A 15,209-nucleotide genomic window follows, 5' to 3' on the forward strand; every position below is an offset into this window, starting at 1 on the left:
CATTCAGTCCCCATACCGGCCCGTCCAATCTGGGGGGCGGCCGTCACGGTTGACATTGGAGTCTTGGAGACCCTCTTGGATCATGTCCGACCTGAGCATCCCTCTCAGCGCGCTTGAACGCAGCACGGCCCCCAGCCACCTCCAGCTGCCCGTCACCTCCTACTTCGACGAGGACCTGTTCCGCCGCGAACAGGAACTGATCTTCCAGCACGGCCCCCGCTACCTCGGTCACGCGCTCGCCGTGCCCGAGGTCGGCGACTATTACGCCCTGCCGCAGGAGGGCGAAGGCCGCGCCATCGTGCGCAGCGCGCAAGGCCTGGAACTGATCTCCAACGTCTGCCGGCATCGCCAGGCGGTGATGCTGCGCGGCCGCGGCAACACGCAGAGCAACATCGTCTGCCCGTTGCACCGCTGGACCTACGACCTCAAGGGCGAGCTGGTCGGCGCGCCGCATTTCAAGCAGGACCCTTGCCTGCACCTGAACCGCTACAAGCTGCGCGAGTGGAACGGCCTGCTGTTCGAGGACAACGGCCGCGACATCGCCGCCGACCTGGCGAAGCTGGGCCCGCGCGGCGCGCTGGACTTCAGCGGCTACCAGCTCGACAAGGTCCACGTCCACGAGTGCGACTACAACTGGAAGACCTTCATCGAGGTCTATCTGGAGGACTACCACGTCGGCCCGTTCCACCCGGGCCTGGGCCAGTTCGTCACCTGCGACGACCTGGCGTGGGAATTCGGCCGCGACTACTCGGTGCAGACGGTCGGCGTGAACAAGGCGCTGGCAAAGCCGGGCTCCGAGGTCTACGCCAAGTGGCACGACCAGGTGCTGGGTTTCTCGGGCGGCCAGTCCCCGGACCAGGGCGCCATCTGGCTGACCTACTACCCCAACATCATGGTGGAGTGGTACCCCAACGTGCTGGTGGTGTCGACGCTGTTCCCCAAGGGGCCGCAGAAGACGACCAACATCGTCGAGTTCTACTACCCGGAAGAAGTCGTGGCCTTCGAGCGCGACCTCATCGACGCCCAGCAGGCCGCCTACATGGAGACCTGCATCGAGGACGACGAGATCGGGCTGCGCATGGACGCCGGGCGCAAGGCGCTGATGGAACGCGGCGACAACGAGGTCGGCCCCTACCAGACCCCGATGGAAGACGGCATGAAGCACTTCCACGAGTGGTACCGCGGGCTGATGAAGCGCTGACGCCGTGTCGACGGCGTGCTGACGCCCCGCCCCCTTCGCATCGATCCAGGTGCGCACAACGCCCCGCTCTTGCGGGGCGTTCGTTTTTGCGGCTCCGCGCAACAGGCCGGACCGGGCTTCGGCGCGAGAATCGCCGGCATGTCTGCACCCCTTCTGATGGTGTTGGCGACACTGCTGTTCGCCACCATGGGTGTCTGCGTCAAGTTGGCTTCGGCCTACTACGGCGCGGGCGAGATCGTCATGTACCGCGGCCTCGTCGGCACGCTGTTCCTGTTCGCGCTGTCGCGGGCCAAGGGGCTGTCGCTGAAGACCAGCGTACCGGCGATGCACTTCTGGCGCAGCCTGTCGGGGGTGATCGCGCTGTCGCTGTGGTTCTTCGCGATCAGCAAGCTGCCGCTCGCGACGGCGATGACGCTGAACTACATGTCCTCGGTGTGGATGGCGCTGTTCCTGATCGGCGGCGCGGTGCTGATGGGCGCGGCCAAGGTCGATCCGCGGTTGATCATCACCGTGCTCCTGGGCTTCGTCGGCGTCGGGCTGGTGCTGCAGCCGGCGATGGAGGACCAGCAGGTCTGGCACGGACTGGCCGGGCTGGCCTCGGGGATGCTGTCGGCGATGGCCTACCTGCAGGTGACCTCGCTGGGTCGCGCGGGGGAGCCGGAATTCCGCATCGTCTTCTACTTCTCGATGGGCGGCGTGGTCGCCGGCGCGCTGACGACGATCGTGTCGCACGGCGGCTGGCACGCCCACACCTGGACCGGCGCGGCGCTGCTGCTGGCCGTCGGCGTGCTGGCCACCGCCGCCCAACTGCTGATGACACGCGCCTACGGCACCGGCAAGCCGCTGGTGAACGCGTCGCTGCAGTACCTGGGCATCGTGTTCTCGGCGTTGTATGGTGTGCTGATCTTCGGTGACCTGCTGGGCCTGCTCTCGTGGATCGGCATCCTGCTGATCGTCGTCGCGGGCCTGGGGGCGACGCTGCTGCGCGCCCGGAACACGCCGAAGGACGCCCAGCACTCGGTCCAGGAATCTTGAACGGCCATGACGACTCCAGCGACGCCGCACCCGGTTTCTCCCTCGACGTCCCTCGGGACCGCCCCCACCGGAGCGGGTCTTGACGGCTTGATCACGGTCGAGCAGTTGCAGGCGCTGATGAATTCGTCGGCGCCGCCGCTGATCGTCGATGTCCGCTTCGACCTGGCCGACACCGCGGCGGGCGAGCGCGCCTACGCGGCCGGCCATGTCCCCGGCGCGTTCTATCTGCACCTGGACCGCGACCTCAGCGGTCCGAAGCAGGACGCCTTCGGCGCGTTCCGCGGGCGCCACCCGTTGCCCGAGCGCGAGGCTTTCGCCGCGCGGCTGCGGGACCTCGGCATGACACCGGGCCGGCAGCTGGTCGCCTACGACGCCGCCGACGGCATGTATGCGGCGCGCGTGTGGTGGATGCTGCGCTGGCTCGGCCATGCGCAGGTGGCCGTGCTGGACGGTGGATTCGCCGCCTGGCAGCAGGCCGGCGCCACGGTGACAACGGACGTCCCCGCCGGCGCACCGGCCGCTTCCGCCGCCTTCGAACCACGCGCGCCGCTCGAAGCGCCGTGGTCCGCGCAGGATCTGCTCGCCGGACTCGGCCGGGTCCGCCTGATCGACGCCCGCGCGGGCGAGCGATTCCGGGGGGAAGTCGAACCGCTGGACACCCAGGCCGGTCACATCCCGGGCGCGACCAACCGGTTCTTCAAGTCCAACCTGACGCCGGAAGGCCGCTTCAAGCCCGCCGCCCAGCTGCGCGAAGAATTCAGCGCGCTGCTCGGCCCGCAGGGCGCGGACGGGACGGTGCACCAATGCGGATCGGGGGTCACCGCCTGCCACAACCTGCTGGCGATGCACCATGCCGGGCTCCCGGGCAGCCGGCTCTACCCCGGCTCCTGGAGCGAATGGAGCGCGAACCCGCGCTTCCCCCTGGCAAAGGGCTGACGCGTCCCCTTATTGACAACGCGCATGGCGCGAGCACCATGGGAAGGTCAGACTGCGAAGGCAAGCCCTGACCCCGCCTGTGGTGGGGGTCGGGTCCACTCAGCCCTACCCCGTTCGCTCGAAGGAGGCTCGCCATGTTCCAGCGCATCCTGATTCCCACCGACGGTTCCGACATCACCGCCAAGGCGATCGACACCGCCATCAAGCTGGCAAAGTTCCACGACGCCCGGCTGTTTGCCATCAGCGTCAAGGAGCCCTTCCCCTACAGCGCCGTGTCGGAGATGCAGCCGACGCCGCCGCAGGAGTTCTTCGACGCCCAGGAGCGCATCGCGCAGGAGCGCCTGGCGCAGGTGCTCGCACTGGCGCAGGCGCAGGGCCTGGAGATCGAGGCCCACAGCGTGGAGGCGCTCCACCCCTGGGAAGCCATCATCGAGCACGCCAAGCGCGTCAACGCCGACCTGCTGGTGATGGCCACGCACGGCCGGCGCGGGCTGCAGGCCCTGCTGCTCGGCAGCGAGACGCAGAAGGTGCTGACGCACTGCGCCTTCCCGGTGCTGGTGGTGCACGGCGAAGGCGCGCCGCAGTGATCCGTCCCGGACCTTGACCGGAGCGCCCTCCCGGGCGCCTCCGGCCGGCTTCAGTGGGCGTGTTTGCCGCCCACGACGATCAGCACGAACACGATGCCCACGCCCAGCCACAGCAGCTGCAAGGCGGTGTCCTTCCAGGGCAGCCGACGCTGCAGTTGCGGGATCAGGTCGGCGACCGAGACATAGACGAAGCTGCTCGAAGCGGCCACCAGCAGGTAGGGGAACAGCTGCTGCCAGGGCCCCACGACGTAGTAGCCGACCAGCCCTCCGACCACCGCCGCCATCCCCGACACGGCGTTGAAGAACAAGGCCTTCTTGCGTGTGAAGCCGGCGTTCAGCAGCACGATGTAGTCGCCGACTTCCTGCGGAATCTCGTGGGCGACGATCGCCATCGCGGTGACCCAGCCCAGGTGGTGGTCCGCCAGGAAGGCGGCGGCGATGATGATCCCGTCGCAGAAGTTGTGGATCGAGTCCCCCACCAGCACCGACAACCCACCCCGGCCCGCCTGCTCCTGGTCGAAATGGTGATGGTGGTGGTGCCCGTCTCCCTCGTGGTGGTGGGTGTGGCGGTACAGCTCGGCCTTCTCCAGCAGGAAGAAGAACATCAGCCCGCCCAGCAGCGCCAGGAACAGGTTGTGCGGATCCGCCCCGCTCTCGAATGCCTCCGGCAGCACGTGCAGCAGCGCGGTCGACAGCAGCACGCCGGTGGACAGACTCACCAGATGCTTGACGATGCGGCTCAGCAGGCCAACCGTCAGCATCGCCGCGATCGTCACGGAGGCAAGACCGCCGGCGAAAGTCACCAGCAGGATGTAGGTCAGGGTCATGGATAAAAAAGGCGCACCACTGGGGGTGCGCCGGTTGGGGTTCTGAAAATTGTCTCAGACTCGTCAAGCCCCCCTGCTTCGGAGGACGTTCAAACCCCGTGCTGCTTGAACCACGCCTGGCAACGTGCCCAGCCGTCCTTGGCGGGCTCGGGCTTGTAGCTGGGGCGGTAGTCGGCGTGGAAGGCGTGGCCGGTGTCCGGGTAGACGACGAACTCGCTCGCCTTGGCCGCGGCACTGCCCTGCTTGAGCGCCTCCTGCATCGCGGCGACCGTCGAGACCGGAATCCCGTTGTCCTGGGCGCCGTACAGGCCCAGCACCGGGGCGTTCAACTGCCCCACGACATCGATCGGATGCTTGGGCGTCATCGCATTCGTCTGGCCCTGCAGGCGGCCGTACCAAGCCACGCCGGCCTTCACCGCCTTGCTGTGCGCTGAATACAGCCACACGATCCGACCGCCCCAGCAGAAGCCGGTGATCGCCAGCTTCGAGGTGTCGCCGCCCTGCTGCTTCGCCCACGCGACCGCCGCGTCCAGGTCGTTCATGACCTGCGCATCAGGCGTGCGCTGGATGATCTCGCTCTGAAGCTTGGCGATGTCCGAATACACGGTCGCGTTGCCCTGCCGCGCGAACAGATCCGGCGCGATCGCCAGATAGCCCAGCTTCGCGAAGCGGCGCGCGACGTCGGCGATGTGCTCGTGCACGCCGAAGATCTCGCTGATCACCAGCACGACATGGGCGTTCTTCTTGCCCGCCGGCTGGGCGACGTACGCCGGCATCTTGAAGTCGCCGACGGAAATCGACACCGGCCCCGCATCCAGGCCTTGCGTGTCGGTGGTGATCGTCTGCGCGGACACCGGCAGCACCGCGGCCGCGAAACCGCTGCCCACCGCCGTGCCGACGAAGGCCCGCCGGCTGAAGGCCCGGCCCGGCGTCAGCGTGTCGATGTCATCGCGGATCGCGTCGGCCTGTTCAGGGGACAGGCCGGCGGCGCCTTCGGCGCGGGAATCGGAATTCGTCATCTGCGGCTCCTCTGCTGGGATACGTGGTGGACGGAACGCCGGATGCTAGCGCGGGTGCCGTGCGACAGCATGATGAACCGCAGGATGAAAGCACTTCGTTCCCGGCGGGGACGCCAAACACCGCGACAATCGCGACCCATGACGCAAGCGCAAGTTCCCCTGATCCTGGCCGCCATCGACATGGGCTCCAACAGCTTCCGTCTGGAACTCGCCCAGTTGCAGCACGGGCAGTACCGCCGGCTGGACTACCTGAAGGAAACGGTGCGCCTGGGCGCGGGCCTGGATGCGATGAGCATGCTGACCGAGGAGGCCACCGAGCGCGGCCTCGCCTGCCTGCGCCGCTTCGCGGAACGCCTGTCGGGCCTGCCCGGCCGGCAGGTGCGCGCGGTCGCCACGCAGACGCTGCGCGAGGCGCGCAACCGCAACGCCTTCCTCGCGCGGGCGCAGGAGGTGCTGGGCCATCCGATCGAGGTGATCTCCGGCCGCGAGGAGGCCCGTCTCATCTACGCCGGCGTCGCCCGGTTGCAGACGGCCGAGGACCCGCGCCTGGTCATCGACATCGGCGGCCGCTCGACCGAGATGATCCTCGGCCGCGGCCCGCAGCCGGTGAGCACGGAATCCTTCCAGATCGGCAGCGTCAGCCTGTCGATGCGCTTCTTCCCCGAAGGCCGCTTCACGGCCGAAGCCTTCCGCGCCGCGCAGGTCGCTGCGGGCGCGGAACTGGAGGAAGCCATCACCCAGTTCTCGCGCCAGTCGGCGCAACCGCGCTGGAAGCAGGCGCTGGGATCGTCCGGCACCGTCGGCGCCGTCGCGCAGATCCTGGCCGCCAACGGCGTCAGCCCCGACGGCTCCATCACCCTCGACGGTCTGCGCTGGTGCATCGAGCAGTGCCTGGTCGCCGGCCGCGTCGATGCGCTCAAGCTCGCCGGTCTGAAGGAAGACCGCCGCGCCGTCGTCGGCGGCGGTCTGTGCATCCTGTACACGCTGCTCACCCACTTCGACATCGACCGCCTGCACCCCGCCAGGGGCGCGCTCCGCCAGGGGGTCATCTTCGATCTCGCGGAACGCCTCGATCCGCGTCTGCTCGCCGCCGGCCGCGACATGCGCGAACAGTCCGTCGCCGAGCTGCAGCGCCGCTTCGCCGTCGATCGCGATCAGGCCGGCCGCGTCCAGTCACTGGCGCAGCGTCTGCACGCGCAGCTGTCGCCGAAGGCCGAGGAAGAGCATCGTCGCGAGCTCTCGTGGGCCGCCGCGCTCCACGAGATCGGCATGATGGTCTCCCATCACGACCACCATCGGCACAGCGCCTATCTGCTGTCGCATGTCGACGCGCCAGGCTTCTCGCAGAACCAGCTGCGGCGCCTCGGCGATCTCGCGCTCGGTCAGCGCGGTGGGTTGCGCAAGTTGGAGGAGCAGTTGCAGGAAGAACCGATGGTCTGGCAGTTGCTCGCGCTCCGCCTCGCCGCCATCAAGTGCCATGCGCGCAGCAACGTCGATCCGGCCGATATCAAGATCCGCCGCGACGGCATGGACGTCACCATCGAGATGCGCAAGGGCTGGGCCGACACCCATCCCCGCGCTCACTTCCTGCTCCGGGAGGAGCTGGAAGCGTGGGCCAAGGTCGGGAAGGTCCAGTTGGCACTGGAAGCCTGACGTCACCGAGCGCGACAGGCATGGCCCGGGCCGGCGCCGGGCGTCGAGCGGGCGCCAACTCGCTTTGCTCACCTGCGGTTCGCGCCGCTCGGACAGACGGCGCCCAAGTCAGTTTTTTTGAAGCTCGACTTCGTCGCCGGCCCGGGCCATGCCTGTCCATCGGGAACGAGGACTTCGTCTGGGCTCTGGTCCGTTTGGGGCAGCGTCGTTTGGGGTCAGGTCAGAGCTCTTCGCGGTAGAGGCGCATCAGCGCCTGTTGCGCACAGACACTGTTCGGGTTGCCCTCGGTGCCGATGCGTTGTGACGTGCCGTCGGGGCCCAGTTGCCAGGCGTCGAGGGTGTCGTACAAGTAGGGCGTCAGGCCTTCGTCGATCACGCGCTGACGCAGCTTCGCGTCCGTGATCGGCCACGCCACCTCGATCCGTCTCAGCATGTTGCGCGCCATCCAGTCGGCACTCGACAGGTACAGCGCCTCCTGCTCGTCCTTGCCCCAGCGGAAATAGAAGATCCGCGAGTGCTCCAGGAAACGCCCCACCACCGAGCGCACCAGGATGTTGTCCGTCTCGCCCGGCAGGCCCGGCGGCAGCATGCAGGCGCCCCGCACGATCAGGTCGATCTTCGCGCCAGCCTTGCCCGCACGGATCAGGCCATTGATCAGTTCGGCATCGGTCAGCGCGTTGATCTTCAGGACCACCCGCGCAGTCTCGCCGCGCCGGGCCGCTTCCTCGACCTGCGTCAGGAGCTCGCACATCGTGCGGTGCAGGTTGAACGGCGCCAGCAGCAACTTCTTGGGTGCCTTGAACTTCGACAAGGACGCCAGCTGGCTGAAGACCAGGTCCATGTCGGCCGTGATCTCCGAGTCGGCGGTCAGATACCCGAGGTCGGTGTAGAAGCGCGCCGTCTTCGGGTTGTAGTTGCCGGTCGACAGATGCCCGTAGCGGCGCAGCTTGCCGCCCTCGCGGCGCGTGATCAGCATCAGCTTCGCATGCGTCTTCAGGCCGACGATGCCGTACACCACCTGCGCGCCGACCGCCTCCAGCCGCTCCGCCCAGTTGATGTTGGCCTCCTCGTCGAAGCGCGCCTTCAGCTCCACGACCGCCAGCACTTCCTTGCCGCGCCGCGCCGCCTCGATCAGCAGGTCCGCCAGCACCGACTGGCTGCCGGTCCGGTAGATCGTCTGCTTGATCGCCAGCACGTCCGGATCCTCGACCGCCTCGCGCAGCAATTGCACCACCGGATCGAAGCTCTCGAACGGGTGATGCAGCATCACGTCGCCCTTGGTCCGCAGCTTGTCGAAGATCGACTTGCCGCGCGGCAGCCGGCCCTTGGGCCAGCTCGGCTCGTAGGGCTGGAAGCGCAGGTCTTCGGCGTCGGTCTGGTCGATCAGCTCGTTCAGGCGCACGAGGTTGACCGGTCCGTTGACCCGGTACAACGCCGCCTCCGGCAGGTCGAACTGCTCGAGCAGGAAACGCGACAGTTCCTCGGGGCAGGTGTTGACCACCTCCAGTCGCACGGCGCGTCCGAAGTGCCGCGTCGTCAGGCCGGAGCGCAGCGCGTGGCGCAGGTTGGCGATCTCTTCCTCGTCGACTTCGAGGTCGGAATCGCGCGTGACGCGGAACTGCGAGAACGCCTCGACATGCCGGCCCGGGAACAGTTCTTCCAGATGCGCGCGGATGACGCTGGTCAGCAGCACGAAGCTCTGCTTGCCGCCGCTGATGGCCGTCGGCACCTTGATCACGCGCGGCAGCACGCGCGGCACCTTGACGATGGCGATGCGGTTGTCGCGCCCCAGCGCGTCCTTGCCCGAGAGGCGGGCGATGAAGTGCAGCGACTTGTTGCCGACCTGCGGGAACGGATGCGCCGGGTCCAGGCCCACCGGGACCAGCAGCGGACGCACCTCGCGCTCGAAGAACTTGGCGACCCACGCGCGGATCTCATCGGTGCGGTCGGCGTGGTTCAGGATCTGGATGTTGTGCTCGCGCAGCGCGGGCATGACCTGATCGTTGAAGATCCCGTACTGCTCGTCGATCAGGTCGTGGGCGGCGCGGCCGACACGCTCCACGTCGCGCGGCGTCACCAGCCCGCTGCCGTCGCGCTGCACGTCCAGCATGTCGGCGAAGCGCACCTCGAAGAACTCGTCGAGGTTGCTGGACACGATGCAGATGTAGCGCAGCCGCTCCAGCAGCGGCACGTCGACGCGCTGGGCCTGGGCCAGGACGCGCCGGTTGAACTCGAGGATCGCGTTTTCGCGGTTGAGCAGCGGAACGTCAGGCAAAGTCATGGACTGATTCTATGAAGCTGGTGTGACAGTCAGGTGACCCTCTTTCGGGCGGGTCACACCCCGTTGCACCGCGGTCGAGGACGAGGTCCGGCCCCCGTCAGGACGACGGAGCCCCCTGCCAGGGTCGGGTCGTGTCAGGCCGGCTGGCGCATCGCGGCGGCCAGCGCTTCGGCAGTCCCCTGCTCGGCGATCAGGCGCTGGCGCTCGGCCCAGTCCAGGATCTCGAGGTGGCCGTCCGCATGCTCGACCAGGGCGGTGAGGCTCTCGACCCAGTCGCCGTCGTTGGCGTAGGTGATGCCGTCGATGTCGCGCAGCTCGGCATGGTGGATGTGGCCGCAGACGACGCCCTGCACACCGCGCTTGCGGGCCTCGCGGGCCAGCGCCTGCTCGAACTCGCCGATGAACGAGACCGCGCGCTTGACCTTGAGCTTCAGGTACTTGCTGAGGCTCCAGTACGGCAGGCCCATGCGCGCGCGCAGCGAGTTGAGGTGGCGGTTCAGCTTCAGCGTGAACTCATAGAGCGTGTCGCCCAGATGGGCGAGCCACTTCGCATGCTGGATGACGCCGTCGAACAGGTCGCCGTGCGTGACCCAGAACTTGCGGCCGTCGGCGGTCTCGTGGATCCACTCGTGCGCGACCTCGATGCCGCCGAAGCTGTGCTGCAGGTATTTGCGGGCGAATTCGTCGTGGTTGCCCGGCACGTAGATCACGCGGGTGCCCTTGCGTGCCTTGCGCAGCAGCTTCTGGACGACGTCGTTGTGCTCCTGCGGCCAGTACCAGCTGCGGCGCAGCTGCCAGCCGTCGACGATGTCGCCGACGAGGAAGAGCTGCTCGCATTCGACCTCCCTGAGGAAGTCGAGCAGCGCCCGGGCCTGGCAACCCGGCGTGCCCAGGTGCAGATCGGAGATCCACACCGTGCGCACGCGGATCGACCCGCCGTCTTCCGCCTCGGCCCCAGGCGGTTCGTTCGAAACAGCGGCGGCCATGAGGGTGTCGGTCAGCATGGCCCCACAGGTTGCCGACCCTGGATGAAAGCTTGATGACCGGACCGCCGATAATCCCCCGCCATGCACGTGATGATCCCCTTCGCCAGCTCGCTGGACCCTCATTTCGAGGGCGCCCTGCGCGAGCTGGAGCTGCCGAACCTGAGCCGCCTGCTCGGGTTGCTGGCCCCGGTGGAGGATGTCGGCGACGCCGACGAGACTTCCCCGCTCCCCCCGCACGACCTTTTCCTGGCGCGACGCCGCGGCGTCGCCGACGACCATCCACCGATCGCCGCCTGGCGCGTGCGTGCCGCCGGGCAGGATCCCGCCGACGCCGCCTGGGCCCTGCTGACGCCGGCCCATTTCGCCGTCGGCACCGAGGGCGTCACCGCGCTCGGTCCCGAGACGCTCGATCTGGACGAGGCGGAATCCCGCGCCTTCCTCGACGCGCTGTCGACCGTGCTGTTCCCCGCCGCCGAGGGATGGCGGACCGCCTGGTTGTCCACCGGCGAATGGGCGATCGCCCATGACGACCTCGACGGCCTGGAGGCCGCCAGCGCGGATCGCGTGCTCAACCGCGGTGTCGAGACTTGGTACCCGCGCGCGCGCCGCCTGCGCACGCTGCTCAACGAGGCGCAGATGCTGCTGCACGATCACCCCCTCAACCAGGCCCGCGACGAGCGCGGCCTGCGCCCGCTGAACGCCGTCTGGATCGGCGGCGGCGCCCGTGAGCGCGGCAATGCCTTGCCTGCCGGACTCCTCATCGACACGCGCCTGCGCGCGCCGATGCTGACCGGCGACCTGTACGCGTGGAGCGAAGGATGGAAGGCGCTGGACCAGGGCCCGATCGAGCAGGCCTTGAACGCCGCGCGCACGGGCGAGCCGGTCTCGCTGACCCTGAGCGGCGAGCGCCTGGCCCGCACCTGGAGACGCCAGCCGGCCAGCGGCTGGCAGCGGCTCAAGGAACGATTCGCGGCGCCGAGCGCCGCCGTCGCCACCGCCCTGGAGCATCTGTGAGCAGTCCCCGCATCCTGACCCGCGACGTCCCGCCGGACTCCGCGCACGCACTGCAGGCGGCCGGTTTCTCGCCGCTGCTGTCGCGCCTCTTCGCGGCACGGGGCGTGCTGTCCCGCGATGAGCTCGACCCCGACCTGAAGCACCTGCTGCCGCCCGAAGGTCCCTTGGGCATGCTCGGCATCGACAAGGCCGCAGTGCTGCTGGCCGACGCGATCTCCGGGGGTGAACACATCTGCATCGTGGCGGACTACGACTGCGACGGCGCCACCGCCTGTGCGGTGATGCTGCGCGGACTGGCGCTGCTCGACGCGAAGCCGGGCACGGTCAGCTACGTCGTGCCTGACCGTGCGGTCCACGGCTACGGCCTGACCCCGACCATCGTCGAGCTGGCGCTGAAGCACGAGCCCAAGCTGCTCGTGACCGTCGACAACGGCATCGCCAGCCACGCCGGCGTGGCCTTCGCGCGCGCGCTCGGGCTGAAGGTCCTGGTCACCGACCACCACCTTCCCGCGGTCACCGCCGACGGCCAGCCCACCGTGCCCGACGCCGACGCGCTGGTGAATCCCAACCAGCCGGGCTGCCCCTTCCCCGGCAAGAGCCTCGCCGGCGTCGGCGTGGCGTTCTACGTGCTGACGGTGCTGCGGGGCGAGCTGCGCCGCCGCGGCGCCTTCGGCGAGAACGCGCCGCCGCGGCTCGACGGCCTGCTCGACCTGGTCGCGCTGGGCACCGTCGCCGACGTGGTGCGACTCGACGCCAACAACCGGCGCCTGGTGGCGCAAGGCCTGCGGCGCATGCGCGCCGGCCGCATGCAGCCGGGCGTGCAGGCGCTGTTCACCGCGGCCAGCCGCGACGCGTCACGCGCCAACAGCTTCGACCTCGGCTTCGCGCTCGGCCCGCGCATCAACGCCGCCGGCCGTCTCGACGACATGACGCTGGGCATCACCTGCCTGACGACGGACGACAGCGAGCAGGCCCTGGCCCTCGCGCGCGAACTCGATCGCATCAACCGCGAGCGTCGCGAGATCGAAGCCGGCATGCAGGAGCAGGCGCTCGCGCTGCTCGAACGCCTGATGACGGATCCGCGCCTGAACGGCGCGCCGCCGCCCGCACTGGCACTGTTCGACGCCGACTTCCACGAAGGCGTCGTCGGCATCGTGGCCTCGCGGATCAAGGACCGGCTGCATCGCCCGGTGTTCGTCTTCGCCGAGGGCGCGGACGGCCAGCTCAAGGGCTCGGGCCGCTCCATCCCCGGCTTCCATCTGCGCGATGCGCTGGACCTCGTGTCGAAACGCCACCCGGACCTGCTGCGCAAGTTCGGCGGCCACGCGATGGCGGCGGGCTGCACGCTCGCGCCCGGCGGCGTCGAGGCCTTCGCCGCGGCCTTCGAGGACGTCGCACGCGAATGGCTGGACGAAGCCTCGCTCACCCGCACGCTGCGCACCGACGGCCCGCTGCCGCCGGAGGCCTTCTGCGCCGAAACCGTCCAGGAGCTGGAAGCGCAGGTCTGGGGCCAGGCCTTCGAGGCGCCACTGTTCTGCGACCGCGTGCAGGTCGTGAACCAGCGCATCGTCGGGGAGCGCCACCTCAAGCTGCGCCTGCGCCAGGGGGCCTGGATCCGCGATGCCATCTGGTTCGGCCACACCGAGCAGTTGCCGGAGCAGGTGACGCTGGCGTATCGCCTGAGCCTCGACGAATTCCAGGGCCAGCAGCGCGTGCAGATGGTCGTGGAGGCGATGGCCGAGTAGATCGGCCGGGGCGCTCAGCCGAGCAACTGCTTGCGCACCCACTCCACGATCGCCGCCGCCGGCATCGCGCCGGACTCCCGGGCGATCTCCTGCCCGTCGAGGAACAGCAGCATCGTGGGAATGCTGCGGATGCCGTAGCGCGCGCTCTGCTGCGGCGCGGCCTCGGTATCGAGCTTGACGAAGCGCACCTCGGGCAACATCGCCGCAGCCTTCTCGAACTGCGGCGTCATCATCCGGCAGGGGCCGCACCACGCCGCCCAGCAGTCGACGACGACCGGCAGTTCAGTGCCCGCGATGAACTTGTCGAACACCTCCGGCGTGAGGTCCACGGCCTCCGGCCGCATCAGCGGCGTGCCGCAGCGTCCGCAATCGGGCGCTTCGCCCAGGCGCTCGCGCGGCACGCGGTTCTTCGCGCCGCACGAGGGGCAGACGATGTGGAGGCTGACGGCGGCGGAGGTGTCCATGGAATCGTTCACTCGCGAAAGGAGACGTGCCCGAGGCGGCCCGCCTGCCGGTGTCGGGCAAACCGCATGCCGGACGGACCGTCTCGCACGCGGGCGCCGCGGTGCGTCTCAACGGACGATCGGAACGTAGATGGGGTCCATGCGCGTCTGGGTCCGGCCGCCGAAGTTCTCGATCTTCGTGCCGGACTGGATCGCCGAACTGAAGGGCGTGTCGCTCATGCCCGGATAGCGCTTGCGGAAGGCGGCCTGGTCGCGCTCGAACTTCTCGGTCAGCGTGACCCGACCACCGGAGATCAGGTTGAGGAACTCCCGATCCGCCACGAAGTGGTAGTTGCCCAGGTACACGGCCTTGCCGGGTTCGAGGTCGATGACGACGTCGTTGAGGATGCCCGTCGATCGGACGTGGACGGTGCCGACGTCGATGGCCCATTCCTCGATCACGTAGCGTCCCGCCGGCATCTCGACGGCGAAGAGCGAGCCGCGGGACTTGAAGTCCGGGTCGATCCGCTTCAGATCACGGATCTCGAACGGATTCACGATCATCGCCGTGCCGTGAGCGATCTTGGTCGAAGGCCCGCCGCCCTCCACGGGCCGCATGCTGAAACCATAACTGCCCAACGGGCCGGTGTAGGTGATCGACCCCACGAGCACGCCCTTCCCGGACTCCACCTTCGGGACGTAGGTTGGCGCGACGTTGCTGGCGGCGCAGCCGGTCAACAGCGCCGCCACGACCGGCAACGCCCACCCCGCGAGCCGGCTCGACGCCCGGCGGCTCTCCCTCTCGTGTGTCATATCCCTCCCGAAAATCGATGTCTGTTCTTCGAACAAGAAGTGGACCATGCCCGGGAGTGCCCGTTCTACCGGTGTTTCCCCAGCGGTGCAGGGAACGCAGAGGGCGATGGGTACGACGATTGCCGCCCTGGGTCCAACGAGAACTCTGTTGAAGGAACGAGATGACTGCCTACAAGGACGACGGGAAGCTCTGGGTGCTGGTGGCCGACGAGGGCGTGGCGCGCCTGCTGAAGCTGCCGGAGGAAGGTGGCGACCTGGAGGACGTCACGACGCTGACCGATGCCGCCGCCCATGCGAACAACGCGGACCTGCGCCGCGACGCCGAAGGCCGGCGCGGCAACAACGTGACCTCGTCGGCGAGCGTCGATGAATCGCATCAGGAGGCGATCAGCTTCGCCGCGCGCGTGGCCAAGACCCTGGACGACGGCTACAACAACGGCGAGGTGACGCAGTTGCGTGTCGTGGCCGCACCGCGCTTCCTGGGCCTGCTGCGCAAGGCGCTGAGTCCGCAGATCACCAAGCTGATCATCGACGAGACCAACGTCGACGTCGTCCACGAAAGCCTGGGCGCGCTCACGACCCGCTTGTTCCCGGAGCGGGACTTCAGCAAGCAGAAGCCGTGAGGTCCTTCACACCTGACCCCTGCTGTAACTGTTTGTCAAATCGATG

General features: G+C 68.6%; 14 protein-coding genes. 8 read left to right on the forward strand and 6 right to left on the reverse strand.

Annotated features, from left to right (window positions below):
* Positions 1-82 precede the first annotated feature (82 nt).
* The 4 genes from AC07PR_RS14180 to AC07PR_RS14195 all read left to right on the forward strand — a co-directional run bounded on the left by AC07PR_RS14180 (position 83) and on the right by AC07PR_RS14195 (position 3,759).
* Positions 83-1,201 (forward strand): aromatic ring-hydroxylating oxygenase subunit alpha, encoded by a 1,119-nt coding sequence (locus AC07PR_RS14180; protein ID WP_495135667.1) that lies wholly within the window; start codon positions 83-85, stop codon positions 1,199-1,201.
* Between the two features lie 138 nt (positions 1,202-1,339).
* Positions 1,340-2,236, forward strand: a complete 897-nt coding sequence (locus AC07PR_RS14185) for a DMT family transporter (protein WP_495135668.1) — start codon at positions 1,340-1,342, stop codon at positions 2,234-2,236.
* Positions 2,237-2,323: 87 nt separating this feature from the next.
* Positions 2,324-3,172 (forward strand): sulfurtransferase, encoded by an 849-nt coding sequence (locus AC07PR_RS14190; RefSeq protein ID WP_377156868.1) that lies wholly within the window; start codon positions 2,324-2,326, stop codon positions 3,170-3,172.
* A 134-nt stretch (positions 3,173-3,306) separates the two neighbouring features.
* On the forward strand, positions 3,307-3,759 hold the full coding sequence (locus AC07PR_RS14195) for a universal stress protein (RefSeq protein WP_377156870.1): 453 nt from the start codon (positions 3,307-3,309) through the stop codon (positions 3,757-3,759).
* A 50-nt stretch (positions 3,760-3,809) separates the two neighbouring features.
* Here AC07PR_RS14195 and AC07PR_RS14200 read toward each other — a convergent pair whose 3' ends face one another.
* On the reverse strand, positions 3,810-4,586 hold the full coding sequence (locus AC07PR_RS14200; protein WP_377156871.1) for a ZIP family metal transporter: 777 nt from the start codon (positions 4,584-4,586) through the stop codon (positions 3,810-3,812).
* A gap of 89 nt (positions 4,587-4,675) precedes the next feature.
* Entirely contained in the window at positions 4,676-5,605 is a 930-nt protein-coding gene (locus tag AC07PR_RS14205) for a dienelactone hydrolase family protein (protein ID WP_377156873.1), read from the reverse strand.
* A gap of 138 nt (positions 5,606-5,743) precedes the next feature.
* On the opposite strand from AC07PR_RS14205, the gene AC07PR_RS14210 reads away from it, so the two are divergent.
* Complete coding sequence (locus AC07PR_RS14210) at positions 5,744-7,258, forward strand: Ppx/GppA phosphatase family protein (protein WP_377156874.1); 1,515 nt, start codon at positions 5,744-5,746, stop codon at positions 7,256-7,258.
* A 220-nt stretch (positions 7,259-7,478) separates the two neighbouring features.
* Here the strand turns inward: AC07PR_RS14210 and ppk1 are convergent, their stop codons facing one another.
* Together ppk1 and AC07PR_RS14220 are read right to left on the reverse strand one after the other, a co-directional pair.
* Entirely contained in the window at positions 7,479-9,539 is a 2,061-nt protein-coding gene (ppk1, locus tag AC07PR_RS14215) for a polyphosphate kinase 1 (protein ID WP_377156875.1), read from the reverse strand.
* Positions 9,540-9,673: 134 nt separating this feature from the next.
* A complete protein-coding gene (locus AC07PR_RS14220; protein ID WP_377161506.1) occupies positions 9,674-10,525 on the reverse strand; it encodes a UDP-2,3-diacylglucosamine diphosphatase in 852 nt (283 codons plus the stop codon).
* 81 nt (positions 10,526-10,606) lie between these two features.
* Here AC07PR_RS14220 and AC07PR_RS14225 point away from each other — a divergent pair, with 81 nt between their 5' ends.
* Together AC07PR_RS14225 and recJ are read left to right on the forward strand one after the other, a co-directional pair.
* Positions 10,607-11,539 carry a hypothetical protein gene (locus tag AC07PR_RS14225; RefSeq protein WP_495135669.1) on the forward strand — a complete coding sequence of 311 codons (933 nt, stop codon included), beginning with the start codon at positions 10,607-10,609 and terminating at the stop codon, positions 11,537-11,539.
* Complete coding sequence (gene recJ / locus AC07PR_RS14230) at positions 11,536-13,284, forward strand: single-stranded-DNA-specific exonuclease RecJ (RefSeq protein WP_495135670.1); 1,749 nt, start codon at positions 11,536-11,538, stop codon at positions 13,282-13,284. The genes AC07PR_RS14225 and recJ overlap by 4 nt, the downstream gene beginning before the upstream one ends.
* A 14-nt stretch (positions 13,285-13,298) precedes the next feature.
* Here the strand turns inward: recJ and trxC are convergent, their stop codons facing one another.
* The gene (gene trxC, locus AC07PR_RS14235; RefSeq protein WP_495135671.1) at positions 13,299-13,748 is read right to left on the reverse strand and encodes a thioredoxin TrxC; all 450 of its coding nucleotides are present in this window, start codon (positions 13,746-13,748) and stop codon (positions 13,299-13,301) included.
* A 108-nt stretch (positions 13,749-13,856) separates the two neighbouring features.
* Positions 13,857-14,540, reverse strand: a complete 684-nt coding sequence (locus AC07PR_RS14240; RefSeq protein ID WP_495135672.1) for a hypothetical protein — start codon at positions 14,538-14,540, stop codon at positions 13,857-13,859.
* Positions 14,541-14,701: 161 nt separating this feature from the next.
* Between AC07PR_RS14240 and AC07PR_RS14245 the strand changes: the two genes are divergently transcribed.
* Positions 14,702-15,163: a host attachment protein gene (locus AC07PR_RS14245; protein WP_377156882.1), complete on the forward strand. Its 462-nt coding sequence runs from the start codon at positions 14,702-14,704 to the stop codon at positions 15,161-15,163.
* The last annotated feature ends 46 nt before the right edge of the window (positions 15,164-15,209 follow it).

It is taken from the genome of Roseateles sp. GW821-FHT09H11 (assembly GCF_059415845.1).